General features: G+C 66.0%; 16 protein-coding genes and 3 rRNA genes. 13 read left to right on the top strand and 6 right to left on the bottom strand.

Annotation, left to right across the window (positions count from 1 at the left end):
- Positions 1-178 precede the first annotated feature (178 nt).
- The 3 genes from OG331_RS40095 to OG331_RS40105 form a co-directional block, all read right to left on the bottom strand.
- A complete protein-coding gene (locus OG331_RS40095; protein ID WP_406206079.1) occupies positions 179-1,831 on the bottom strand; it encodes an EAL domain-containing protein in 1,653 nt (550 codons plus the stop codon).
- A 165-nt stretch (positions 1,832-1,996) separates the two neighbouring features.
- Positions 1,997-3,187 carry a lipid-transfer protein gene (locus OG331_RS40100; RefSeq protein ID WP_406206082.1) on the bottom strand — a complete coding sequence of 397 codons (1,191 nt, stop codon included), beginning with the start codon at positions 3,185-3,187 and terminating at the stop codon, positions 1,997-1,999.
- Positions 3,184-3,609 (bottom strand): Zn-ribbon domain-containing OB-fold protein, encoded by a 426-nt coding sequence (locus OG331_RS40105; RefSeq protein ID WP_406210623.1) that lies wholly within the window; start codon positions 3,607-3,609, stop codon positions 3,184-3,186. Before OG331_RS40105 ends, OG331_RS40100 begins: the two co-directional genes overlap by 4 nt.
- Positions 3,610-3,799: 190 nt before the next feature.
- Between OG331_RS40105 and OG331_RS40110 the strand changes: the two genes are divergently transcribed.
- Entirely contained in the window at positions 3,800-4,606 is an 807-nt protein-coding gene (locus tag OG331_RS40110; RefSeq protein ID WP_406206084.1) for a M15 family metallopeptidase, read from the top strand.
- Positions 4,607-4,655: 49 nt separating this feature from the next.
- Complete coding sequence (locus tag OG331_RS40115) at positions 4,656-5,192, top strand: NUDIX domain-containing protein (protein ID WP_406206087.1); 537 nt, start codon at positions 4,656-4,658, stop codon at positions 5,190-5,192.
- Here OG331_RS40115 and OG331_RS40120 read toward each other — a convergent pair.
- Positions 5,183-7,561, bottom strand: a complete 2,379-nt coding sequence (locus OG331_RS40120) for a TIM-barrel domain-containing protein (protein WP_406206090.1) — start codon at positions 7,559-7,561, stop codon at positions 5,183-5,185. The two genes, OG331_RS40115 and OG331_RS40120, sit on opposite strands and share 10 nt — an antisense overlap.
- A 212-nt stretch (positions 7,562-7,773) precedes the next feature.
- On the opposite strand from OG331_RS40120, the gene OG331_RS40125 reads away from it, so the two are divergent.
- Together OG331_RS40125 and OG331_RS40130 are read left to right on the top strand one after the other, a co-directional pair.
- Positions 7,774-9,741 (top strand): acetoacetate--CoA ligase, encoded by a 1,968-nt coding sequence (locus OG331_RS40125; protein WP_406206093.1) that lies wholly within the window; start codon positions 7,774-7,776, stop codon positions 9,739-9,741.
- A 108-nt stretch (positions 9,742-9,849) separates the two neighbouring features.
- Complete coding sequence (locus OG331_RS40130) at positions 9,850-10,743, top strand: hypothetical protein (RefSeq protein WP_406206096.1); 894 nt, start codon at positions 9,850-9,852, stop codon at positions 10,741-10,743.
- Positions 10,744-10,825: 82 nt separating this feature from the next.
- On the opposite strand, the gene ptsP is transcribed toward OG331_RS40130, so the two are convergent.
- Together ptsP and OG331_RS40140 are read right to left on the bottom strand one after the other, a co-directional pair.
- The gene (gene ptsP / locus OG331_RS40135) at positions 10,826-12,496 is read right to left on the bottom strand and encodes a phosphoenolpyruvate--protein phosphotransferase (protein WP_383247280.1); all 1,671 of its coding nucleotides are present in this window, start codon (positions 12,494-12,496) and stop codon (positions 10,826-10,828) included.
- A gap of 83 nt (positions 12,497-12,579) precedes the next feature.
- Positions 12,580-13,029, bottom strand: a complete 450-nt coding sequence (locus OG331_RS40140) for a PTS glucose transporter subunit IIA (protein ID WP_406206099.1) — start codon at positions 13,027-13,029, stop codon at positions 12,580-12,582.
- A 558-nt stretch (positions 13,030-13,587) separates the two neighbouring features.
- Between OG331_RS40140 and OG331_RS40145 the strand changes: the two genes are divergently transcribed.
- The 9 genes from OG331_RS40145 (at position 13,588) to OG331_RS40185 (ending at position 25,243) form a co-directional block, all read left to right on the top strand.
- A 16S ribosomal RNA gene (locus OG331_RS40145) occupies positions 13,588-15,113 on the top strand.
- 315 nt (positions 15,114-15,428) lie between these two features.
- Positions 15,429-18,546, top strand: a 23S ribosomal RNA gene (locus OG331_RS40150).
- 85 nt (positions 18,547-18,631) lie between these two features.
- Positions 18,632-18,748 (top strand): 5S ribosomal RNA (rrf, locus tag OG331_RS40155).
- Together the 16S, 23S and 5S rRNA genes form the textbook arrangement of a ribosomal RNA operon.
- A gap of 109 nt (positions 18,749-18,857) precedes the next feature.
- Positions 18,858-19,466 carry a CDP-alcohol phosphatidyltransferase family protein gene (locus tag OG331_RS40160; protein WP_328882991.1) on the top strand — a complete coding sequence of 203 codons (609 nt, stop codon included), beginning with the start codon at positions 18,858-18,860 and terminating at the stop codon, positions 19,464-19,466.
- Positions 19,467-19,578: 112 nt separating this feature from the next.
- Entirely contained in the window at positions 19,579-22,074 is a 2,496-nt protein-coding gene (locus OG331_RS40165) for a sugar phosphate nucleotidyltransferase (RefSeq protein ID WP_406206103.1), read from the top strand.
- A 98-nt stretch (positions 22,075-22,172) separates the two neighbouring features.
- Positions 22,173-23,087 (top strand): DUF881 domain-containing protein, encoded by a 915-nt coding sequence (locus OG331_RS40170; RefSeq protein ID WP_406206105.1) that lies wholly within the window; start codon positions 22,173-22,175, stop codon positions 23,085-23,087.
- On the top strand, positions 23,084-23,416 hold the full coding sequence (locus OG331_RS40175) for a small basic family protein (RefSeq protein ID WP_003988855.1): 333 nt from the start codon (positions 23,084-23,086) through the stop codon (positions 23,414-23,416). The genes OG331_RS40170 and OG331_RS40175 overlap by 4 nt, the downstream gene beginning before the upstream one ends.
- Positions 23,417-23,421: 5 nt before the next feature.
- Positions 23,422-24,276 (top strand): DUF881 domain-containing protein, encoded by an 855-nt coding sequence (locus tag OG331_RS40180; protein WP_406206108.1) that lies wholly within the window; start codon positions 23,422-23,424, stop codon positions 24,274-24,276.
- Between the two features lie 61 nt (positions 24,277-24,337).
- Complete coding sequence (locus tag OG331_RS40185) at positions 24,338-25,243, top strand: FHA domain-containing protein (protein ID WP_406206111.1); 906 nt, start codon at positions 24,338-24,340, stop codon at positions 25,241-25,243.
- Positions 25,244-25,273: the final 30 nt, after the last annotated feature.

A 25,273-nucleotide genomic window follows, 5' to 3' on the forward strand; every position in this document is an offset into this window, starting at 1 on the left:
GACCGTCGTCGACCGGGCTAGCGGCACGCCACTCGCGGGCGGGACGGGCACCGGGGGCCCCGCTGAGGCGGCAGGGAGGCCAGGTCCTGCCGGACCCGACGGGGGCCGATGATGATGTTTTGCACTGAGGCCGTACGGACACCGCCTCGGCCTCCGTCGACCTGGTAGGAGAAGCGTCTCACCCTCTGCCCGGCTCCGCCACCGCCCACTCGGCGGGGGCCGTCGTCTCGTCCACCCCGCGCAGGATCTCGTGCCCGGGGAGCCCTGCCCGGCCCAGCACCCAGCTCGCTCCGCTCAGCGACTTCGCGGCCTTCTTCAGCGGCGCCAGACAGGCGGCCGCCTGGCGGTGGTCCGTCACGCTGCCCGGCTCGCACAGGACCGTGGCCAGGGACAGCCTGATGGCAAGTCCACCAGCGGACCAGGGCGCGTCCAGCACCGACGAGGCCAGCGGATCCAGCCCCTCCGGATCCGCCAGCACCAGGAAGTCGTCCCCGCCGATGTGGCCCACGTGGGTACTGTCCGTAGCAGCGTGCTGCAGCACCCGTCCGACGGACCGGATCAGCTCGTCGCCCGCCGCGAACCCGGCGCCGTCGTTGACCTGCTTGAAGTGGTCCACATCCAGCCAGCTCAGCGCGAACCTCCGGCCGTCCGCGATCCGCCGGTCCACCTCACCGGTGATCGCGTCCGAACCGGGCAGCCGGGTCAGCGGGTTGAGCGCCGCAGCTTCCTCGACTCGATTCTCGGCCAGAGCCCGTACGAGGTCCGCGAGCCGTACGACGCCCACGCAGCGGCCGTACCGGTCGACGACCGCCACATCGTCCGACGTACGGTTACGGCCGCCGTCCCCGACCACGTCCAGCACCTCCCACGCGGTGGCGTCGACGCCGACGGTGCGTGGGGGATCTCCGAGCTTGGCCGCGGGCCGGTCCGCGTACAGGGCGTGGCCGTAGCGGCCCGACATCGACAGCAGGAAGCGGGAGCGGTGCACCGACCGCACCGGAACGCCGCTCTGGTCCACCAGCAGCACCCCGGACACCTCCGGCGACCCGGTCAGCAGCGCCCGCACCTGGCCCGCGGACGCGGTCGCGGGCAACAACGCGGCCGGCCGCACGAACTCCCGTACCGAAGGTCCCGACCGTGGCGTCACCGACAGTCCGGGGGAGCGTGGCGGAACGTATACCTCCGCCGCGGGGAGGCGAGCCGGCGGGGCAAACAGCTCACCCTGAGCCAGCTGCGCACCGGCCGACCGTGCGGACGCGCACTGGAGCTCCGTCTCCACACCCTCGGCGCACAGGAGTGCTCCCTGCTGCTCGCACAGCGTCCGCATCGCCCGCACCGCGGCCGGCCGCGCCAGCAGGGACGCGTCGAGCTTGACGAGATCCGGCGCCATGTCCGTGAGCAGGCGCAGCGGGAGGTCTCCGTCTCCGACGCCGTCCGCACTGATCCGGAAGCCCTGGTTCCGTAGCGCGCCCATCGCCTCCAGCAGCGCGTGCTGCGGCACCTGCGTGTACGGGGGACCGATGTCGATCGTCACCTCCCACGGCAGACGACCCGCCGCGCGCACGGCATCGTGCAGCGGAGTGAGCCCGCCGAGGTCGGCGAGGGTGCCGGCGAACACGTTGACGTACAGGGGCAGCAACGTCTCCTTGCGTGCCGCCGCACGGAATGCCAACACGGCGAGCCGGCCGTCGAGTTCGGGATCGCGGCGCGCCTCGGCCAGGACGTCGCCGGTCTCCGGGCGGGCGAGAATCTCCAGCCCCGCGACTCCACCGGTCGTCAGATTGACCACCGGTTGGAAGGCGAAGCGGAGAGTATCCGTCCAGGAGTCCACGGGAGCATGATCCCGCCGCCGAAGCTCGCCCGAGCCCAGTTCATGAAACGTTCACGCAGGATTCCGGCTTGCTCACGGAGTGTAGAAACGCCACGTCGTCCGTGGTGGTACAGCGGTGACACCGCCCTCACAACCGCGTGTCCGGGCCCGACGAGCCCTCACGACTCATCGCACCGCGACCACGGCCGATCCATGCCCGAACAGTCCCTGGTTGGCGGCGATTCCCACACGTGCCCCGGTGACCTGCCGGTCGCCTGCGACGCCTCTCAACTGACAGGTGAGTTCGCATACTTGGGCGATCGCTTGGGCCGGAACCGCCTCTCCGAAGGAGGCAAGACCGCCGCTCGCGTTCACCGGTATTCGTCCACCCAGTGATGTAGAGCCCTCCTGCAGCAGCTTCGCGGCGTCTCCCTGGCCGCACAGCCCCAGATCCTCGTACCACTGCAACTCCAGTGCGGTGGACAGGTCGTAGACCTCCGCGAAGGAGAGATCATCGGGGCCGATGCCGGCCTCCTGATAGGCCGCGCGCGCGATCGACTCCCGGAACGTCTCGGCCGCCGGTTGCACTGCCACCGCCGAGTCGGTTGCGATGTCGGGCAGGTCCAGGACGGTGTTGGGGTAACGCGGTGTCACGGTGGACACGGCCCGGATCCGCACCGGATCACTGACCCCGTGCCGACGTGCGAACTCCATGCCGGCCAGCACGAGCGCCGCCCCTCCGTCCGAGGTCGCGCAGATGTCGAGCAGCCGCAGGGGATCGGCGACCACCGCGGAGGCGGCGACTTCCTCGGCGGTGACCGGCTTGCGGTAGCGGGCGTAGGGGTTGAGCGCACCCACTGCGGCGTTCTTCACCTTGACCTGCGCGAAGTCCTCCGGTGTGTCCCCGTGCACGGCCATCCGCCGACGCGCGTACAACCCGAAGTACGTCGGATTGGACGCACCGAGGACCCGGAAGCGAAGCCAGTCCGGATCGTCGGGCCGATCACCGCCCGCAGGCCGGAAGAAGCCTTTGGGAGCCGCGTCGGCGCCCACCACCAGCACCACGTCGGTGAGCCCCGAAAGTATCTGCGCCCGCGCGGTGTTGATGGCCTGAGCCCCGGACGCGCACGCTGCGTACACGCTCCCAACCCGGGCCCCCTGCCAGCCGAGCGCCTTCGCGAACGTCGCCCCCGCCACATACCCCGGATAGCCGCCCCGCACGGTGTCCGCACCGACGATCGACCCGATGTCCCGCCACTGAAGTCCCGCATCGGCGAGTGCTGCGCGAGCCGCCACCGCGCCGTACTCGACGAAGCTGCGCCCCCACTTGCCCCACGGGTGCATGCCCGCGCCCAGCACCGCCACGTCGTCCGTCATGCCGTCACCCCCGTCGGCCGCCACTGCCACGTCGTCCAGGTCGTCTCCGCGTCCTCATGCAGCACGGCGGGGACGACCTCCACCTCCATGCCCACCGTCAGGTCGGCGACGGTGATCCCGGGAACCGCCTGTCCCAGCACCACGAGGCGCTCGGACTCCAGCTCCACAGCGATCAACGCGTAGCGCTCCCAAGGAAGTTCCGGATTGGTCACATAGGGTGACGGAGGCCTGTATCGGCTGTCCGTGTACGACCACACGCGCCCCCGCCGCGAGAGCGGGACCTCCTCCAGGTCACCGCCCGGGCAGTCGGGGTTGCGGCAGTGAGCGTCCTCGCGCGGAAAGAAGACCGACGTGCAGGCCGAGCAGCGGGTGCCGAGGAGGCGGAAGTCGGTCTCGTCACCGGCGAACCACCCTGCGACCACCGGTGTGCGCGTGCGTGGCATAGCCCCTCCTGATCGTCCGATCTGACGGAACGTCAGAAGTCTGCCATGGCCAACGGAAAAGCGGCAGGGTCACCCGGACTCACCGGCGGCGGCCTTCCTGTCCGGCTTTCGGGGTGGAATGCATCCGATCGCTTCCGGTACGGAACAGACTCCTGATAGATGCAGGAACATGACACGACTCTCGATCGCGGTACGGGGACTGGTCACCACGCTCGCCACCCTCCTCGCCGTGACCGCCGTCCCAACCGCTGCCCACGCGAAGCCAGAACCCAAAGCGCCGAACGACTTCGTGGCGCTGAGAACCGTGGACCCGACCATCGTTCAGGAGATGCGGTACATCACCCCGCACAACTTCGTGGGTGAGCGCATCGACGGCTACCGACAGCCCCTGTGCATCCTCACCCGACCCGCCGCGGAGGCCCTCCGCAAGGCCCAGAAGCGGCTGTTGCGCCAGGGCTACACGCTCAAGGTGTACGACTGCTATCGCCCGCAGCGCGCCGTCGACCACTTCGTGCGCTGGGCCGAAGACCTCGACGACGAGGCCATGAAGGACGAGTTCTACCCGAACGTCGACAAGACCCGTCTGTTCGCGGACGGCTACATCGCCGAGAAGTCCGGACACAGCCGCGGCTCGACCATGGACCTGACGATCGTCAGGCTGCCGGCGAAGCCCACCAGGCCGTACGTACCAGGAGAGTCCCTCGTACCCTGCTTCGCAGCGCAGGCCGAGCGCTTTCCCGACAACTCCGTCGACATGGGCACCGGCTTCGACTGTTTCGACACTCTGTCCCACACCCTCGACCCGCGCATCAAGGGCGAACAACGGACCAACCGGCTGCTGCTCAAGAGCACCCTCGAAGCCCTCGGATTCGTGAACCTCGCTGAGGAGTGGTGGCACTACACGTTCAAACCGGAGCCCTACCCGGACACCTACTTCGACTTCCCTGTTTCCAGAAAATCCCTGACCAGGCACTAGTGACGCCCCACGGAAGATGCCCCTCCGCTGATCGGATACAGTCCGCCGCGTGTCCGATACTCAGCACTACGCCCCCAACTCCGCAGCAGATTCCCACTGTTCAAGCTGCGGCGCGCCCTACGGAGAGGGCGTCTCCGGCTGGCCCCGCACCTGCCCTGCGTGCGGCGCCGTGGCCTACCGCAATCCGCTGCCGGTAGCGATCGCGCTCCAGCCCGTGTACGACGAGCAGGGCACCGCCCTGGTCGTCATCACCCGAACCGTCGCCCCCGCGCGCGGAGGCATCGCCCTGCCCGGTGGCTACATCGACGACCGTGAGGACTGGCGGCAGGCCGTCGTCCGCGAACTCAGGGAAGAGACCGGCATCGACGCGGCCGGCCGCGACGTACGTCTCGTCGATGCGATGAGCTCTCCCGACGGCCACCTGCTGCTGTTCGGCCTCCTTCCGGAACGGCCGGCCGACCGACTGCCGACCTCGGCGGCCACGGACGAGACCGAGGGCTGGCACCTCCTGCGCAGGCCGGAGGAGCTCGCCTTCCCGTTGCACACAGTGGCCGTCAGGGCGTTCTTCGAGGGCCGCTACATCTGAGCCGAACCCTTATCGAGCCCTCGTATGCGCACCGGACGGGGCGAGGCGATCATGCCGTCCTCGCGCTCCAGCTCGACGACCAGCTTTCGGCCTTCCCAACGGGTGACATACCGCTCGATCTCCGGTTCGTCCTCGCCGTCACCCGTATCCGGCACGACCAGCCCGCCCCCTGTGCGTCCCGGGGCGGGTGCCCACACCTCCAGTTCCAGCCCGCCGTCGTCCCCGCGCACGGGGACGACGGCACCCGAGCGCGCCAGCACCGGGAGCCGCGACATGGGCGCGTCCAGGAGAATCTGCCCCGGCCCCTCGTACGCCCGCCCGGTCGCCGTGTCGTACCAGCGCCCTCGCGGCAGCTGCACCGCACGCCGGTCGACTCCCGGATCCAGCACCGGCGCCACCAGCAGACAGTCGCCCAGCAGAAACGCATCCTCGCAGTCACGCAACGCGCGGTCCTCCGGTGCCGACCACCACAGCGGACGCACGTACGGCGCCCCTGTAAGCCGGGCCAGATGCGCCAGCGTCACGAAGTAGGGCAGCAGCCTGCGACGCTCGACGAGCGCCACGCGCGCGTGCTCCAGCACCACTGGACCGAACTCCCACGGCTCCCTACGCCCCGCCCGCAAACTCGCATGCGTACGGAACAGCGGCAGATACGCGGCCAACTGGAACCAGCGCATATACAGCTCCGGCGACGGACTCCCGTCGAATCCGCCCACGTCCGGCCCCGAGTAGGGCACCCCGCACAGCCCGAGGCCCATGACCAGCGACAGTGACGCCCGCAGCCCGGGCCAGCCTGTGGTCACGTCCCCGGACCAGGTGCCTCCGTAGCGCTGCATGCCGGCCCACCCCGAGCGGGAGAAGACGAAAGGCCGCTCCCGGGGCGCCAGTTCGAGCAAGCCTTCGTAGCCGGCCCTGGCCATGCACAGACCGTAGACGTTGTGCGCCTCCCTGTGGTCCCCGCCTCGCCCTTCCAGCGCGTGCCGGGCCGAACGCGGCAGCGTCGACTCTCCGAAGGCCGCGAACGAGGTCGGCTCGTTCATGTCATGCCAGAAGCCCGAGAAACCTTGCCCCAACCGCTCCTCGTAGAGCCCACCCCACCACTTGCGCACGCGCGCGTGCGTGAAGTCCGGGAAGACCGCCTCCCCGGGCCAGACGACTCCCCGCACGAGCCGTCCCGAGGCGTCCCGCACGAACGCGTCCTCGGCCGTCCCGCTGTCGTACACGGCATTGCCGGGCACGGCCTTGACCGCCGGGTCGACGATGGAAACCAGGCGGATCCCGTCCCGGCGCAAGTCCTCGGCGAGTTGCGGCAGTTTGGGGAAGGCGTCCTGATCGACCGTGAACACCTGGTGCTCGTCGTAGTGGTCGATGTCCAGATGGACCACGTCCAAGGGCAGGCCGCGCTCCTGGTAGCCCGAAACGATCCGCCGGACCTCCTGTTCGCTACCGAACCCCCATCGCGCGTGATGGTGACCCAGCGCCCATGCCGGCGGCAGAGCGGGTGCACCGGTGAGTGCCGCCCAGGCGCGCAGTACACGCGCGGGGGTGCCCACCATGACCCAGCAGCGCAGCGGACCGCCGTCCATCCGCAGTTCGCACGTCCCCGCCCGGTCGTGCCCCGACCCGGCGCCCTCCTCGCCCTCCCGCAACGTCACCGTGCCGTCCCACGACGTGTCGTGGAACACCAGGTGCGTGGCCGCGTCGGCCACCACCACCTGCACCGGCATGGTGATGTAGAGCGGGTCGTCACCAGGACCGAAGGCATGGCCGGGGTCGGTGTTCCACAGCCGATACGTTCCGTCCTTCAGCCGGGGCCCGGACGCACGCCCCCCGAGTCCGAAGAACCGCGCGTCCGCGGCCACCTCCGACCGCTGCATCCACCGCGCCGCCCCACCGTCGACGGGCTCCCACCAGCGCGGCGGCAGGTCGCGGCGCAGCGTCACGCCACCGGGCGTCTTCACCTCCACGGCGCCATGCCGCGAGATGACGACCGTGACCCGCTCGGCCACGACCCGCCAGCCACCGTCCTTGTCGGGCTCCAGCACCGCCCTTGGATCCGGTTCCGGACAGCGACCCGCGAGCGCGTACGACGGCTCGGGAGAGGCCCCGTCCCAGCCCCAGAACACCGCGCCGTTCACGGCGACGGTGACGCGCAGCTCGGACCGGCTGAACCGGATGACACCACCCCCCGGACCGGGCCGCACCTCCTGCACCGGCCCAGGCACCCGGGCGCGCTCCGCACCCCGCGGCGGCAGTCCCACGGCGTCGGCACGCCTCCTGCGCCACGCCGCTCGCACGGTACGCAACCCCTGGGCCGCTCCCACAGAACCGACCACCTTCATCGAACGCACCAGGTCACGACCGTTCATGCTGCTCAGCCTGCCATTGACCGCCCCACACGCGTGTGTCGTTCAACTTCCGTTCACCCGTGCCGGGACCACATCTTCACGACACGGACTGTGTGGGGCGCACCCTGGTGTAGAAGTCGATCACATGGCATCGTCCCTGTCAGCCGCGTCACGCGCACGACCCAGCCGTGCGCGGAAGACGCACACGACGCGCACAGTCCGGGAGCCGCTCCATGTCGATCGCGAACCCTCAGCCGCTCTCGCAGCCAGATCCCCAGCGCATCGCCCGGGCTCAGGTCACCAAGTTCCAGGCCTGGGCCGCCGAGCACCACGGCGCGCCCTCCGAGGGCGGATACGCAGCACTGCACCGCTGGTCGGTCGACGAACTGGACACCTTCTGGAAGGCCGTCACGGAGTGGTTCGACGTCCGCTTCTCCACCCCGTACGCGCGCGTGCTGGGCGACCGCTCGATGCCCGGCGCCCAGTGGTTCCCCGGCGCCACGCTGAACTACGCCGAGCACGCCCTGCGCGCCGCTGCGACCCGCGCCGATGAACCCGCACTCCTGTACGTCGACGAATCCCACGAGCCCCGCCCCGTGACCTGGTCCGAGCTGCGCCGCCAGGTCGGCTCCCTCGCCACCGAGCTGCGTGCTCTCGGCGTGCGCCCCGGCGACCGCGTCAGCGGCTACCTCCCGAACATCCCGCAAGCCGTCGTGGCCCTCCTAGCCACCGCCGCCGTCGGCGGAGTCTGGACCTCCTGCGCCCCCGACTTCGGCGCCCGCAGCGTCCTCGACCGCTTCCAGCAGATCGAACCGGTCGTCCTGTTCACCGTCGACGGCTACCGCTACGGCGGCAAGGAGCACGACCGCCGCGACATCATCTCCGAGCTTCGCCGCGAACTGCCCACGCTGCGCGCCGTGGTGCACATTCCACTCCTCGGCACAGCGGCCCCCGAAGGTGCGCTCGAGTGGTCGGCCCTCACAGCGGCAGACGAGGAACCAGTCTTCGAGCAGGTGCCCTTCGACCACCCCCTCTGGGTGCTCTACTCCTCCGGCACGACCGGCCTCCCCAAGGCCATCGTCCAGTCCCAGGGCGGCATCCTCGTCGAACACCTCAAACAACTCGGACTCCACTGCGACCTGGGCCCAGAGGACCGTTTCTTCTGGTACACGTCGACGGGCTGGATGATGTGGAACTTCCTCGTCTCCGGCCTCCTCACCGGCACCACGATCGTCCTGTACGACGGCAGCCCGGGCTACCCCGACACGGGCGCCCAATGGCGAGTCGCCGAACGCACGGGAGCCACCCTCTACGGCACGTCCGCCGCGTACGTCATGGCCTGCCGCAAGGCCGGCGTGCACCCCGCGCGCGATTTCGACCTCACCAAGGTCCAGTGCGTCGCCACCACCGGATCACCACTGCCGCCCGACGGATTCCGATGGCTGCACGACGAGGTCCGCGACGACCTCTGGATCGCCTCCGTCAGCGGCGGCACGGACGTGTGCTCCTGCTTCGCGGGAGCCGTGCCCACCGTGCCCGTGCACGTCGGCGAACTCCAGGCCCCCGGCCTCGGCACCGACCTGCAGTCCTGGGACCCGGGCGGCGAACCCCTCATCGACGAGGTGGGCGAACTCGTGGTCACCAACCCCATGCCGTCCATGCCGATCCACTTCTGGAACGACGCCGACGGCAGGCGCTACCACGACAGCTACTTCGACACCTATCCCGGCGTATGGCGCCACGGCGACTGGATCACACTCACCTCACGAGGCTCCGTCGTCATCCACGGACGCTCCGACTCCACACTCAACCGCCAGGGCGTCCGCATGGGGTCGGCCGACATCTACGAAGCGGTCGAACGCCTCCCCGAGATCAAGGAATCCCTCGTCATCGGCATCGAACAGCCCGACGGCGGCTACTGGATGCCCTTGTTCGTGCACCTGGCCCCCGGAGCCGTGCTCGACGAAGCGCTCCTGGGCCGCATCAAGCAGACCATCCGCGAACAGCTCTCACCGCGACACGTCCCCGACGAGGTCATCGAAGTCCCCGGCGTCCCCCACACCCTCACCGGCAAGCGCATCGAGGTCCCGGTCAAGCGCCTCCTCCAAGGCACACCCCTGGAGCGGGCGGTCAACCCCGGCTCCATCGACAACCTCGACCTCCTGCACTTCTACGAAGAACTGGCCCGCAAGCGCGCCTGACCGACACCCGGCCCCGGACTCGTCGAACCACGGCGAGCCAGGGCCGTTGTCAGTGCTGCCGGTTACTGTGAGTGAGCATTGATCGACTGTGCACACACAGGGGGAAACATGGCGCACACCGACCACCAGACGATGCGACGCGTCCTGCGCCGCGAGATCGCCGGCACGATCGGCCTGCTCACCGACGAGCACGACTTCCGTGCCATGAGGCACTACCGCAGCTTCTCCTTCGACGACCACAAGATCTATCTGCAACAGATGGAGGCCCTCCTCAGGACTCGGGCCTCCCAAGGCAGCCATACGACGATTGCCCTCTTCGATCCTCAGGAGTACGCCGAGTTCTGCGCGGAGACGGGCCTCGACCCCGACAACGCGGCGAGCCGCACGCGCTTCACAGCCGAACTCGCGACCACGGGACCCACCGTCCCCTACCAGGGTCAGCCCCTCGCAGACCTCGTCCCGACCCTCGTCGACGAAGCCGTCCGACAAGCCACGTGGGAGTACGCCTCCACACTCCTGGCACGCCTCGGCGCCTGCGCCACCTGCGGCGAGGACATCGGCCGTTCGGCCTTCGTGCGCGCCTCGAGCCTGCTCGTCCGCATCCTCGACACTGCCCAGCCGGGCAGCCGGCACCTCGTCTGCAGCGTCACGGGGACCCCGGAAGCACTCGTCTCCGTCCTGCACGCGGAGGAAGACACCGAGGGCGCCACGCACCTCGACGAGGCCGAAGCCCTGGAGTTCACCACGGTCCTCGCCGTCGGCCTCGCCACCCGGAGCCCCGGTGGACTCGTCATGCGGACCAGCGCCCCGGGCACGTCCGACCGTATCTACGGATGGCGCCTGCGCGGAGACGGTCTGGAGCCCCTCACCGCCGGCGAGGTCTTCGACGCCTACTGCACCGACATCGATTCCGGAGACCTCATCTCCCCGGAATCCGGCGTCGACTACTGCGTGCCACCGGACCTCGGCAACGAGGAAGCACCACCGGGACACCACCACTGAAGCGGATGGGGCGCCCCACCAACCGGTGGAGCGCCCCATCACAACAAGCCTGCAGCCAGCGCGCAGACGCGTCCTGCCCCGACTACTCGCCGGACAGCACCGCCTGAGCAGCGTTGCGTGCCTCCTCGGCGCTGTCCGCGGCCCGCGCGGCCGCAGCGGCACGCTCACACTGCGCCAGCGTGTACTTCGCCAGCGTCGCCCGGACGTACGGAATCGATGCAGAACCCATGGACAGGGAGGTGACACCCAGACCGGTCAGCACACACGCCAGCAGCGGGTCGGACGCGGCCTCACCACAGACGCCACAGCTCTTGCCCTCGGCCTTCGCCGCCTCCGCAGACAGCGCGACCAGGTCGAGCAGCGCAGGCTGCCACGGATCCTGTAGGCGGGACACCGCACCCACCTGACGGTCCGCGGCGAAGGTGTACTGCGCGAGGTCGTTCGTCCCCAGCGACAGGAACTCGACCTCCTGCAGGATCGAACGGGCCCGCAGCGCGGCCGACGGAATCTCCACCATCGCACCGAACTTCGCCTGCAGCCCGGCCGCACGGCACGCGTCGGCGAACGCCTTTGCGTCGGTCCGGTCCGCCACCATCGGGGCCATGACCTCGAGGTAGACCGGCAGTCCCTCGGACGCCTTCGCCAGGGCCGTCAGCTGAGTGCGCAGCACGTCGGGGTGGTCCAGCAACGTCCGCAGCCCCCGCACACCCAGCGCCGGGTTCGGCTCGTCGGCGGGAGTCAGGAAGTCGAGCGGCTTGTCCGCGCCGGCGTCCAGAACACGTACGACGACACGGCCCTCGGGGAAGGCCTCGAGAACCTGCCGGTAGGCCTCGACCTGCTTCTCCTCCGACGGTGCCTTCTTGCTGTCGTCGAGGAAGAGGAACTCGGTCCGGAACAGACCGACACCCTCGGCACCCGCTTCGACAGCGGCTGGAACGTCTGACGGTCCGCCGACGTTCGCCAGCAGCGGCACCTTGTGGCCGTCGGCTGTTGCGCCGGGCCCGGTCGACGCGGCGAGGGCGGCCTTGCGCGCGGCAGCAGCGCCCTCCAGCTCGGCCTTCTTCTCGTCGCTCGGGTGCACGAAGACATCGCCCGTGCTGCCGTCCACAGCTACGACCGTACCCTCGGCGAGCTCACCGGCACCCGGCAGCGCGACCACGGCCGGCACCCCGAGCGCCCTGGCCAGAATCGCGCTGTGGCTGGTCGGCCCACCCTCCTCGGTGACAAAACCGAGGACCAGGGCCGGGTCGAGCAGTGCCGTGTCGGCCGGCGCGAGATCGCGGGCGACAAGGACATAGGGCTCGTCGCTGTCCGGGACACCCGGCATCGGAACCCCGAGCAAACGAGCGACGATACGATTCCGCACGTCATCGAGGTCGGCCACCCGGCCGGCAAGGTACTCACCGGCCCCGGCCAGCAGCTCCCGGTATGCGGCGAAGGCGTCGTACACGGCACGCTCGGCCGTGCTGCCCACGGCGATACGCCGGTCCACATCCGCCATCAGCTCGGGGTCCTGGGCCATCATGGCCTGTGCCTCGAGCACAGCTTGTGCTTCGCCCCCCGCCAGATTGCCGCGCGCCATCAGGTCGGCTGCCACAGCCTCAACGGCCTGGCGGGCGCGCCCCTGTTCACGCTCCGCGTCCTCGGCCGGAATCTGCTTGGCAGGCGGCTCGAGGACCGCCGTTCCCATATGCCGAACCTCGCCGATCGCCACACCGTGGCTCACGCCGACGCCTCGCAGCGTTGTCTCCATCTCACCCGTCTCCGCTAGTGCGGCGGGCACAGCCGCCGCAGTGGTTGTCGTCCCTACGTGCCGCCGTGCGACGGCACCCGAAGTCACTTCCAGACGAAGAGACTGTCGCCGGCCTTCACGTCGCCGCTGTCACGCAGTTCGGAGAGAGCTTCCGCCGTTGCCTCAAGGGCCACGATCGGACACACAGGAGACTTGCCGGCTGCCTCGACGGCCGAGGGGTCCCATCGGACGATGCTCTGGCCGCGCGTCACGGTGTCGCCCTTGTTCACAAGCAACTCGAAGCCCTCGCCGTTGAGCTGCACCGTGTCGATGCCAAGGTGGGTGAGGACACCGTGGCCCTGCTCGTCGACGACGACGAAGGCGTGCGGATGGAGCGAGACGATGACTCCGTCCACGGGGGACACAGCCTCGGACGGTTCACGCACCGGGTCGATCGCTGTGCCCGGGCCGACCATGGCCCCGGAGAAGACCGGATCCGGCACGGACGCCAGTCCAACGGCGCGTCCTGCCAATGGGGACGTCACGGTGGTCATGGGAAGCCTCCCAGGGGTGGAGATCGATATGGCCGTCGCTGCCTGTGCTGGAGGGCACACTGTTCAGCAGCGTATGTCACATGAAGTGCCGGTTCCGCGCGAGCAGACCGGAGTGGTCTAGACCATACCCCAAATCGATTTGCACCCGCTCCGTGACCGCGTGTACTGTCGTACTCCTGCTTGGGGCTGAGCGACGCGACTACGCAACCTCGCCTGGCAGAAACAAACTTGTCAGATCCTATCTCGGGGTCACCTTCTGCATGCTCGCAGGATGGTGGTCAGAGGGCCGGAAAAACCCTGATAGAGTTTGGAAACACCGAAGGAAGCGCCCGGAGGAAAGCCCGAGAGGGTGAGTACAAAGGAAGCGTCCGTTCCTTGAGAACTCAACAGCGTGCCAAAAATCAACGCCAGATATGTTGATACCCCGTCTACCGGAAACATTAGTTCCCGGTGGCGAGGTTCCTTTGAAATAAACACAGCGAGGACGCTGTGAACGGCCGGGCTTATTCCGCCTGGCTGTTCCGCTCTCGTGTGTGTCGTCCCGATTACGGGAAAACATTCACGGAGAGTTTGATCCTGGCTCAGGACGAACGCTGGCGGCGTGCTTAACACATGCAAGTCGAACGATGAACCACTTCGGTGGGGATTAGTGGCGAACGGGTGAGTAACACGTGGGCAATCTGCCCTTCACTCTGGGACAAGCCCTGGAAACGGGGTCTAATACCGGATACCACCTTCACTGGCATCTGTGAAGGTTGAAAGCTCCGGCGGTGAAGGATGAGCCCGCGGCCTATCAGCTTGTTGGTGAGGTAATGGCTCACCAAGGCGACGACGGGTAGCCGGCCTGAGAGGGCGACCGGCCACACTGGGACTGAGACACGGCCCAGACTCCTACGGGAGGCAGCAGTGGGGAATATTGCACAATGGGCGAAAGCCTGATGCAGCGACGCCGCGTGAGGGATGACGGCCTTCGGGTTGTAAACCTCTTTCAGCAGGGAAGAAGCGAAAGTGACGGTACCTGCAGAAGAAGCGCCGGCTAACTACGTGCCAGCAGCCGCGGTAATACGTAGGGCGCAAGCGTTGTCCGGAATTATTGGGCGTAAAGAGCTCGTAGGCGGCTTGTCACGTCGGGTGTGAAAGCCCGGGGCTTAACCCCGGGTCTGCATTCGATACGGGCTAGCTAGAGTGTGGTAGGGGAGATCGGAATTCCTGGTGTAGCGGTGAAATGCGCAGATATCAGGAGGAACACCGGTGGCGAAGGCGGATCTCTGGGCCATTACTGACGCTGAGGAGCGAAAGCGTGGGGAGCGAACAGGATTAGATACCCTGGTAGTCCACGCCGTAAACGGTGGGAACTAGGTGTTGGCGACATTCCACGTCGTCGGTGCCGCAGCTAACGCATTAAGTTCCCCGCCTGGGGAGTACGGCCGCAAGGCTAAAACTCAAAGGAATTGACGGGGGCCCGCACAAGCAGCGGAGCATGTGGCTTAATTCGACGCAACGCGAAGAACCTTACCAAGGCTTGACATACACCGGAAAGCATTAGAGATAGTGCCCCCCTTGTGGTCGGTGTACAGGTGGTGCATGGCTGTCGTCAGCTCGTGTCGTGAGATGTTGGGTTAAGTCCCGCAACGAGCGCAACCCTTGTTCTGTGTTGCCAGCATGCCCTTCGGGGTGATGGGGACTCACAGGAGACCGCCGGGGTCAACTCGGAGGAAGGTGGGGACGACGTCAAGTCATCATGCCCCTTATGTCTTGGGCTGCACGCGTGCTACAATGGCAGGTACAATGAGCTGCGATACCGTGAGGTGGAGCGAATCTCAAAAAGCCTGTCTCAGTTCGGATTGGGGTCTGCAACTCGACCCCATGAAGTCGGAGTTGCTAGTAATCGCAGATCAGCATTGCTGCGGTGAATACGTTCCCGGGCCTTGTACACACCGCCCGTCACGTCACGAAAGTCGGTAACACCCGAAGCCGGTGGCCCAACCCCTTGTGGGAGGGAGCTGTCGAAGGTGGGACTGGCGATTGGGACGAAGTCGTAACAAGGTAGCCGTACCGGAAGGTGCGGCTGGATCACCTCCTTTCTAAGGAGCACTTCTTACCGAGTCCTTCGGGGCCAGGTCAGAGGCCACTACGCAGGCAAACGTTCTGCGGTGGTTGCTCATGGGTGGAACGTTGATTATTCGGCACTCTCAGTCATCTCGGGCTGCCAGTACTGCTCTTCGGAGCGTGGAACGCTGATCACGAGTGGCGAGGGTGCCGGGCACGCTGTTGGGTGTCTGAAGTAACGGCCGCAAGGTTGTGCTTCGGTTGCCGGCGCCGGTGAAGCACCACTGAGGTGGTGTGTGACGGTGTACTGGTCGTTGTTTGAGAACTGCACAGTGGACGCGAGCATCTGTGGCCAAGTTTTTAAGGGCGCACGGTGGATGCCTTGGCACCAGGAACCGATGAAGGACGTGGGAGGCCACGATAGTCCCCGGGGAGTCGTCAACCAGGCTTTGATCCGGGGGTTTCCGAATGGGGAAACCCGGCAGTCGTCATGGGCTGTCACCCGCTGCTGAACACATAGGCAGTGTGGAGGGAACGCGGGGAAGTGAAACATCTCAGTACCCGCAGGAAGAGAAAACAACCGTGATTCCGGGAGTAGTGGCGAGCGAAACTGGATGAGGCTAAACCGTATACGTGTGAGACCCGGCAGGGGTTGCGTATACGGGGTTGTGGGATCTCTCTTTCACAGTCTGCCGGCTGTGAGACGAGTCAGAAACCGTTGATGTAGGCGAAGGACATGCGAAAGGTCCGGCGTAGAGGGTAAGACCCCCGTAGTCGAAACATCAGCGGCTCGTTTGAGAGACACCCAAGTAGCACGGGGCCCGAGAAATCCCGTGTGAATCTGGCGGGACCACCCGCTAAGCCTAAATATTCCCTGGTGACCGATAGCGGATAGTACCGTGAGGGAATGGTGAAAAGTACCCCGGGAGGGGAGTGAAATAGTACCTGAAACCGTGTGCCTACAAGCCGTGGGAGCGTCGGAATGTGCTTGCACATTCTCGTGACTGCGTGCCTTTTGAAGAATGAGCCTGCGAGTTTGCGGTGTGTTGCGAGGTTAACCCGTGTGGGGAAGCCGTAGCGAAAGCGAGTCCGAATAGGGCGATTCAGTAGCGCGCTCAAGACCCGAAGCGGAGTGATCTAGCCATGGGCAGGTTGAAGCGGAGGTAAGACTTCGTGGAGGACCGAACCCACCAGGGTTGAAAACCTGGGGGATGACCTGTGGTTAGGGGTGAAAGGCCAATCAAACTCCGTGATAGCTGGTTCTCCCCGAAATGCATTTAGGTGCAGCGTCGTGTGTTTCTTGCCGGAGGTAGAGCACTGGATAGGCGATGGGCCCTACCGGGTTACTGACCTTAGCCAAACTCCGAATGCCGGTAAGTGAGAGCGCGGCAGTGAGACTGTGGGGGATAAGCTCCATGGTCGAGAGGGAAACAGCCCAGAGCATCGACTAAGGCCCCTAAGCGTACGCTAAGTGGGAAAGGATGTGGAGTCGCAGAGACAACCAGGAGGTTGGCTTAGAAGCAGCCACCCTTGAAAGAGTGCGTAATAGCTCACTGGTCTAGTGATTCCGCGCCGACAATGTAGCGGGGCTCAAGCGTACCGCCGAAGTCGTGTCATTGCAGCAATAGCCCCAACGGGTGCTGTGATGGGTAGGGGAGCGTCGTGTGCCGGGTGAAGCCGCGCCGGAAGGCAGTGGTGGACGGTTCACGAGTGAGAATGCAGGCATGAGTAGCGATTCACACGTGAGAAACGTGTGCGCCGATTGACTAAGGGTTCCTGGGTCAAGCTGATCTGCCCAGGGTAAGTCGGGACCTAAGGCGAGGCCGACAGGCGTAGTCGATGGATAACCGGTTGATATTCCGGTACCCGCTGTGAAGCGTCAAACATTGAACCAGGCGATGCTAAGTCCGTGAAGCCGCCCTGGAGCCTTCGGGCAAAGGGGAGTGGTGGAGCCGACGGACCAGACCTGTAGTAGGTGAGTGATGGGGTGACGCAGGAAGGTAGTCCAGCCCGGGCGGTGGTTGTCCCGGGGTAAGGGTGTAGGCCGTGCGGTAGGTAAATCCGTCGCACACAAGGCTGAGACCTGATGCCGAGCCGATTGTGGTGAAGTGGATGATCCTATGCTGTCGAGAAAAGCCTCTAGCGAGTTTCATGGCGGCCCGTACCCTAAACCGACTCAGGTGGTCAGGTAGAGAATACCGAGGCGTTCGGGTGAACTATGGTTAAGGAACTCGGCAAAATGCCCCCGTAACTTCGGGAGAAGGGGGGCCATCACTGGTGAGGGAACTTGCTTCCTGAGCTGGGGGTGGCCGCAGAGACCAGCGAGAAGCGACTGTTTACTAAAAACACAGGTCCGTGCGAAGCCGTAAGGCGATGTATACGGACTGACGCCTGCCCGGTGCTGGAACGTTAAGGGGACCGGTTAGTCAGGATTCGTCCTGGCGAAGCTGAGAACTTAAGCGCCAGTAAACGGCGGTGGTAACTATAACCATCCTAAGGTAGCGAAATTCCTTGTCGGGTAAGTTCCGACCTGCACGAATGGCGTAACGACTTCTCGACTGTCTCAACCATAGGCCCGGTGAAATTGCACTACGAGTAAAGATGCTCGTTTCGCGCAGCAGGACGGAAAGACCCCGGGACCTTTACTACAGTTTGATATTGGTGTTCGGTTCGGCTTGTGTAGGATAGGTGGGAGACTGTGAACTCTGGACGCCAGTTCAGGGGGAGTCATCGTTGAAATACCACTCTGGTCGTGCTGGATGTCTAACCTGGGTCCGTGATCCGGATCAGGGACAGTGTCTGATGGGTAGTTTAACTGGGGCGGTTGCCTCCTAAAGAGTAACGGAGGCGCCCAAAGGTTCCCTCAGCCTGGTTGGCAATCAGGTGTTGAGTGTAAGTGCACAAGGGAGCTTGACTGTGAGACCGACGGGTCGAGCAGGGACGAAAGTCGGGACTAGTGATCCGGCGGTGGCTTGTGGAAGCGCCGTCGCTCAACGGATAAAAGGTACCCCGGGGATAACAGGCTGATCTTCCCCAAGAGTCCATATCGACGGGATGGTTTGGCACCTCGATGTCGGCTCGTCGCATCCTGGGGCTGGAGTCGGTCCCAAGGGTTGGGCTGTTCGCCCATTAAAGCGGTACGCGAGCTGGGTTTAGAACGTCGTGAGACAGTTCGGTCCCTATCCGCTGCGCGCGCAGGAATATTGAGAAGGGCTGTCCCTAGTACGAGAGGACCGGGACGGACGAACCTCTGGTGTGCCAGTTGTTCTGCCAAGGGCATGGCTGGTTGGCTACGTTCGGGAGGGATAACCGCTGAAAGCATCTAAGCGGGAAGCCTGCTTCGAGATGAGTATTCCCACCCACTTGATGGGGTAAGGCTCCCAGTAGACGACTGGGTTGATAGGCCGGATCTGGAAGCACGGCAACGTGTGGAGGTGACCGGTACTAATAGGCCGAGGGCTTGTCCATAGATGCTCGCGTCCACTGTGTTGGTTCTGAAACCACGAACAGCCCCGTATGGCCACATGCGGTGCGGCTGACAGTTTCATAGTGTTTCGGTGGTTATAGCGTGAGGGAAACGCCCGGTTACATTTCGAACCCGGAAGCTAAGCCTTACAGCGCCGATGGTACTGCAGGGGGGACCCTGTGGGAGAGTAGGACGCCGCCGAACTCCTTTTAGAGCTCTGGCTCTTGGGCATACAGCCCGAGGGCCAGAGCTTTTTTGCGTTGAGGTAGGGTCAGGGGGCATCGTAGGTACGTTTCCCACAGGAGGCCCTCGGGTGGAGGTCCAGGAGACTCGCGTCCAGACGGATCGAGTGCTCACCATCCCCAACATCCTCAGCATGGCGCGGCTCCTTGGTGTGCCGCTGTTCCTGTGGCTGATTCTCAGGCCTGAGTTCGGTGGGCCCAAGAGTGACGGCTGGGCACTTCTGGTGCTGGCTCTGAGTGGCGTCAGTGACTACCTGGACGGCAAGCTTGCGCGACGCTGGAACCAGATCAGCAGCCTGGGCCGGCTTCTCGACCCTGCGGCCGACCGGCTCTACATTCTCTCGACTTTGGTCGGCCTCACCTGGCGCGAGATTCTGCCGGTCTGGTTGACCGCTGCACTTTTGGCGCGTGAGCTGGTTCTGCTGGTGATGGTGGGCATCCTCAGACGCCATGGCTATCCGCCACCTCAGGTGAACTTCCTTGGGAAGGCTGCCACGTTCAACCTGATGTATGCCTTCCCGTTGCTGCTGCTCAGCGACGGAAGCGGATGGATCCCGTCACTCGCTGCTATTTTCGGATGGGCGTTCGCCGGATGGGGTACAACCCTGTATTGGTGGGCAGGAGTCCTCTACGTGGTACAAGTCCGCCGCCTGGTCCGTGCGGACGCCATGGCCGATTGAACTCGCGGATTGGAGCGCCTGGCGCTCGATGGCCCGCGGCGGAAAAGTGCGGGACAATCTGGACGGGTGAAGTCGGCTAGACAGTCGTCTCTTCGAGGAGGACGCTTCCGACATGAAGGCCGTCGTGATGGCCGGGGGCGAAGGCACACGCCTTCGTCCCATGACCTCAAGCATGCCCAAGCCGCTCTTGCCGGTGGCCAACCGGCCGATCATGGAGCACGTTCTGCGGCTGCTCAAAAGGCATGGGCTGAATGAAACTGTCGTGACAGTTCAGTTCCTGGCCTCTCTGGTCAAGAACTACTTCGGTGACGGTGAAGAGCTCGGAATGGAGCTCACCTATGCCAATGAGGAGAAGCCACTCGGTACCGCCGGAAGCGTCAAGAACGCCGAAGAGGCGTTGAAGGACGATGCTTTCCTCGTCATCTCCGGTGATGCCCTGACCGACTTCGACCTCACCGAGCTGATCAATTTCCACAAGGAAAAAGGTGCCCTCGTCACGGTCTGCCTGACGCGTGTGCCCAATCCGCTGGAATTCGGCATCACCATCGTCGACGAGGAAGGCAAGGTCGAACGCTTCCTCGAGAAGCCGACCTGGGGTCAGGTCTTCTCGGACACGGTGAACACCGGCATCTATGTCATGGAGCCCGAGGTCTTCGACTATGTCGAGGCCGACGTTCCCGTGGACTGGTCCGGCGACGTCTTCCCGCAGCTCATGAAGGAAGGCAAGCCGATCTATGGCTATATCGCGGAGGGGTACTGGGAGGACGTCGGCACCCACGAGAGTTATGTGAAGGCGCAGGCCGACGTCCTGGAGGGCAAGGTCGACGTCGAGCTCGACGGGTTCGAGATCTCCCCGGGTGTCTGGGTGGCCGAAGGCGCCGAGGTGCACCCTGATGCCGTGCTTCGTGGGCCCCTGTATATCGGGGACTACGCCAAGGTCGAGGCCGGTGTGGAAATCCGTGAGCACACCGTCGTCGGCTCGAACGTGGTCGTGAAGAGCGGAGCCTTTCTTCACAAGGCTGTTGTGCACGACAACGTGTACATCGGGCAGCACAGCAATCTGCGTGGGTGCGTCGTCGGGAAGAACACCGACATCATGCGGGCGGCCCGGATCGAGGACGGCGCGGTCATCGGTGACGAGTGCCTGATCGGTGAAGAATCGATCGTTCAGGGCAATGTGCGCGTCTATCCGTTCAAGACCATCGAGGCCGGCGCCTTCGTCAACACCTCGGTGATCTGGGAGTCGAGGGGCCAGGCGCATCTGTTCGGTGCCCGCGGCGTCTCCGGAATCCTGAACGTGGAGATTACGCCCGAGCTAGCGGTGCGACTCGCCGGCGCGTATGCGACGACCTTGAAGAAGGGGTCCACCGTCACCACGGCTCGCGACCACTCCCGTGGTGCCCGTGCGCTCAAGCGGGCGGTCATCTCGGCGCTGCAGGCCAGCGCCATCGACGTACGGGACCTGGAGAACGTACCGCTGCCCGTGGCGCGGCAGCAGACTGCGCGGGGCAGTGCCGGCGGGATCATGATCCGTACGACGCCCGGTGTGCCGGATTCCGTGGACATCATGTTCTTCGACGGCCGGGGTGCAGATTTGTCGCAGGCCAGTCAGCGCAAGCTGGACAGGGTCTTCGCGCGGCAGGAGTACCGGCGTGCGTTCCCCGGAGAGATCGGGGATCTGCATTTCCCGGCCAGTGTCTTCGACTCGTACACCGGGTCGTTGCTGCGGAATGTCGATACGACGGGGATTTCGGAGTCGGGGCTCAAGGTCGTCGTCGACGCGTCCAACGGCAGCGCGGGGCTCGTGCTGCCCAGCTTGCTCGGCAAGCTCGGTGTGGACTCGCTGACGATCAACCCCGGTCTCGACGAGTCGAGGCCCACGGAGTCTGCGGATACGCGGCGGTCGGGGCTGGTGCGGCTGGGAGAGATCGTGGCGTCCGCGCGGGCCGCGTTCGGGGTGCGGTTCGACCCGGTCGGTGAGCGGCTGTCGCTGGTGGACGAGAAGGGGCGGATCGTCGAGGACGACCGGGCTCTGCTCGTCATGCTCGACCTGGTGGCCGCGGAGCGGCGCAGTGGGCGTGTGGCGCTGCCGGTGACCACGACGAGGATCGCCGAGCAGGTGGCGGCGTACCACGGGACGCAGGTGGAATGGACGACGACGTCGCCGGACGACCTGACCCGGGTCGGTCGAGACGACACGACGATCTTCGGCGGTGACGGTAGGGGCGGGTTCATCATCCCGGAGTTCAGCAGTGTCTTCGACGGTTCGGCGGCCTTCGTACGGCTGATCGGCCTGGTGGCGCGGACGCAGCTCACGCTCAGCCAGATCGACGCGCGGATTCCGCGGGCCCATGTCATCAAACGGGATCTTGCGACTCCCTGGGCCGTCAAGGGGCTCGTGATGCGTCGAGTCGTGGAGGAGGCCGGAGATCGCTTTGTCGACACGACCGATGGTGTGCGGGTTGTGGAGACGGACGGGCGCTGGGTGATGGTGCTGCCCGACCCGGCCGAGGCGGTCACCCATCTGTGGGCGGAAGGCCCGGACGACGCCTCAGCGCAGGCTCTGCTCGACGAATGGGCGGCGGTCGTGGACAGCGCCGGCCGCTGACGTACGTACCACGCGCGCGTGCTGGACAGGCATCCCCCGAGGGGCCTGTCCGGCACGGCGGTGGGGCCATTCGGAGGTATCGGCGGCGACGTGCGACGATGTGCGGCATGCCGCAGCAGCCCCCCGTTCGGAGCACACCTACGCGCCCAGCGCGCCCGGACGCGTCCATGTCGCTGCTCACCAACGTCATGGATCACAGCCTCGACGACGGTTACGCCGAGGCAGCCGCGCGCAAGAAGGCCGCGGGCGACGGAGGGCTGCCCAGGACGCTCAGGGCGAAGCTGGGGCTCGCTGCCGGTCTGGTGCTCGCGGCGCTCGTGGTGACCGTTGGGGCGGCGCAGGCGCGGGTCGCGGCGCCCGTTGTGGCGAAGGAGCGCGAGGAGCTGGTCGACCGCATCGACCGTGAGACCGCGGCGGCGGACCAGCTTGAAGAGACCGTCGACAAGCTGCGCGACGACGTGAGCGCGCGGCAGCGTGAGGCGCTGAAGTCGACCGGTGACAGTGACCAGGGGGAGCTGGTGGGCATCCTGGCGGGTGCTGTCGAGGTGCACGGTCCCGGCGTGAAGCTGATCGTCAACGACTCCAAGGAGACCGCCTCGAGCGGCGGCGGCGACCCGCGCGGAACGTCCGGGTTCTCCGACACCGGCCGGGTGCGCGACCGCGACATGCAGCGTGTGGTCAACGGGCTGTGGGAGTCGGGCGCCGAGGCCATTTCGATCAACGGGCAGCGCTTGACGGCCCTGTCGGCGATCAGGGCCGCGGGAGACGCAATACTGGTCGACAACAAGCCGCTGGTGCCGCCGTACACGGTGCTCGCGGTGGGGGATGGCGAGCGGTTGAGCACCAGGTTCCAGGACAGCGCCGACGGGCTGTATCTGCACGCCCTGCAGGAGAACTTCGGGATCCGGACCGGCATTTCCGTGCAGGACGACCTTCGGCTGCCCGCCGCCCCGAGCGTGACCGTACGTACAGCACAGCCGAACACCGAGAAAACCGAGAAGGGCACATCGTGATCGCCGTACTGGGCCTCGTCGTGGGCGTCGTGGCCGGCCTGTTGGTCCGGCCTGAGGTTCCGGCGGTCGTCGAGCCTTATCTGCCGATTGCCGTCGTGGCGGCCCTCGACGCCGTCTTCGGAGGTCTACGGGCCATGCTCGACGGCATTTTCGACGACAAGGTCTTCGTCGTGTCGTTCCTGTCCAACGTGGTCGTGGCCGCGCTGATCGTGTTCCTGGGCGACAAGTTGGGCGTGGGCGCCCAGCTGTCCACCGGTGTGGTCGTCGTGCTCGGCATCCGTATCTTCTCGAACGCCGCGGCGATTCGCCGGCACGTGTTCCGGGCGTGAGGCCGATGAGCAACCACGACGAGGCACCGGAGAACAGGCTGCGCAAGGAACTGCCCGAGGAGATGCCGGCGGGCGCGGCCGAGGCCATGGACAACGCCTCGGAGGCCGCGGACGGCACCAAGGGGCAGTCGAGCGACCTCACTGGTCGGCAGCGGCTCGTGAAGGGGCTGTGGCCGCCGCGGGTCAGCCGGGCCCAACTCATCGTCGCTGTCCTGCTGTTCGGCCTCGGCTTCGGCCTGGCCGTCCAGGTTGCGTCGAACAGTGACGGTGACGGGGCCCTGCGTGGCGCACGTCAGGAAGATCTCGTTCGCATCCTCGATGAACTGGATGACCGTACTCAGCGTCTTGAGGACGAGAAGCAAGGTCTCGAGAAGCAGCGCGATGAGCTGGAGAACAGTTCGAACCAGGCCGAGGAGGCCCGCAAGCAGACGGTCGAGAAGGAGAGGCAACTCGGCATTCTGGCGGGCACGGTGGCGGCTCAGGGGCCGGGCATCACGATGACCATCGACGACACGAAGGGGACGGTCGAGGCGGACATGCTGCTCGACGCGATCCAGGAGCTGCGCGCGGCCGGCGCGGAAGCGATCCAGGTGAACGGCGTACGCGTCGTCGCCGGCACCTATCTGACCGACGCCGGCAACAGCGTGAGCGTCGACGGGAACAAGATCAACGCTCCGTATCGTTTCAAGGTCATCGGCAAGTCGCAGGACCTCGAACCAGCGCTCAACATCCCTGGAGGCGTGGTTCAGACTCTCGAGAAGGAGCAGGCCACCGTGACCATCGAGCGGTCGGACAAGATCGTCGTGGACGCCTTGCGAGCGGCGAAGCGGCCTGACTACGCTCGGTCGTCCTCCCAGTGAACCGGCGGTGCATGGGGGACATCAGGCGAGGGCATGAGGTTGCGGGGGGTCGGCGCACCGAATGGGTGGTGCGTGGTGGAAACTGTCTGGTGGAGACGGACGTTGTGAGGATGTCCGGGTCGGCCAGGGAGTGCAGTCACGGTTCGTCCTGCCCCACGGGCGGGTCTATTTCGGTCAAGGGGAATCGCCCGTGAAGTTGTTTGCGAAGTTGTTCGGCAAGAGCGCGCGAGACGGTGGCGACAACGCGACCGCTCGTCACCGCGCGCAGGGGGACGATGAGGGTCAGCGCCCCTTGTTCAGGGACCAGGTGCCTGGGCCCGGTGGTGACATTTCCGGTGGTCAGGGCGCGCCGTCAGTTGACCCTGGCCAGTCCGGCGGCATAGGTTTTGGGCAACCGTCAACCTCAAGTACGGGTGGAGGGTTTTCCCCGATGTCGGCCCTGGTGTGTACGAGGTGCGGTAACCGCAACGCGGAGAACAGCCGCTTCTGTTCCAACTGCGGCGCCCCGTTGCGGCCGGGTGCCACGCCCGAGCGTCCGTCCGAGACGACCTCCACGATCTCCATCTCCGGTCTTGAGGCCTACGACGCCGAGACCACCGGTCAGACGGCGATCCCTGCGTTGTCTCCGGAGGCGCAGGCCGCGGTCGACGCGCTGCCGCTGGGCTCCGCGCTCCTGGTGGTGCGCCGTGGCCCGAACTCGGGCAGCCGCTTCCTGCTGGACGGCGATCTGACCACGGCCGGGCGGCACCCGCAGAGCGACATCTTCCTGGACGACGTGACGGTCTCGCGCCGGCACGTGGAGTTCCGTCGCGCTCAGGACGGCTCGTTCACGGTGGCCGACGTCGGCAGCCTGAACGGCACGTACGTCAATCGCGAGCGGATTGACCAGGTTGCTGTGAACAACGGTGACGAGGTGCAGATCGGCAAGTACCGGCTGGTCTTCTACGCGAGCCAGCGGGGCTACTGACCCTCCCCCGGAGCCCGTCCGGGGATACCC

The organism is Streptomyces sp. NBC_01017, from assembly GCF_045162795.1.
Taxonomy (GTDB): Bacteria; Actinomycetota; Actinomycetes; order Streptomycetales; family Streptomycetaceae; genus Streptomyces; species Streptomyces machairae.

Coding starts and splice junctions, on each gene's coding strand:
- OG331_RS40100 (WP_406206082.1), bottom strand. CDS start 3,187: ATGACGGACGACGTGGCGGTGCTGGGCGCGGGCATGCACCCGTGGGGC.
- OG331_RS40110 (WP_406206084.1), top strand. CDS start 3,800: ATGACACGACTCTCGATCGCGGTACGGGGACTGGTCACCACGCTCGCC.
- OG331_RS40120 (WP_406206090.1), bottom strand. CDS start 7,561: ATGAACGGTCGTGACCTGGTGCGTTCGATGAAGGTGGTCGGTTCTGTG.
- OG331_RS40125 (WP_406206093.1), top strand. CDS start 7,774: ATGTCGATCGCGAACCCTCAGCCGCTCTCGCAGCCAGATCCCCAGCGC.
- OG331_RS40130 (WP_406206096.1), top strand. CDS start 9,850: ATGGCGCACACCGACCACCAGACGATGCGACGCGTCCTGCGCCGCGAG.
- ptsP (WP_383247280.1), bottom strand. CDS start 12,496: ATGGAGACAACGCTGCGAGGCGTCGGCGTGAGCCACGGTGTGGCGATC.
- OG331_RS40140 (WP_406206099.1), bottom strand. CDS start 13,029: ATGACCACCGTGACGTCCCCATTGGCAGGACGCGCCGTTGGACTGGCG.
- OG331_RS40165 (WP_406206103.1), top strand. CDS start 19,579: ATGAAGGCCGTCGTGATGGCCGGGGGCGAAGGCACACGCCTTCGTCCC.
- OG331_RS40170 (WP_406206105.1), top strand. CDS start 22,173: ATGTGCGGCATGCCGCAGCAGCCCCCCGTTCGGAGCACACCTACGCGC.
- OG331_RS40180 (WP_406206108.1), top strand. CDS start 23,422: ATGAGCAACCACGACGAGGCACCGGAGAACAGGCTGCGCAAGGAACTG.
- OG331_RS40185 (WP_406206111.1), top strand. CDS start 24,338: ATGGGTGGTGCGTGGTGGAAACTGTCTGGTGGAGACGGACGTTGTGAG.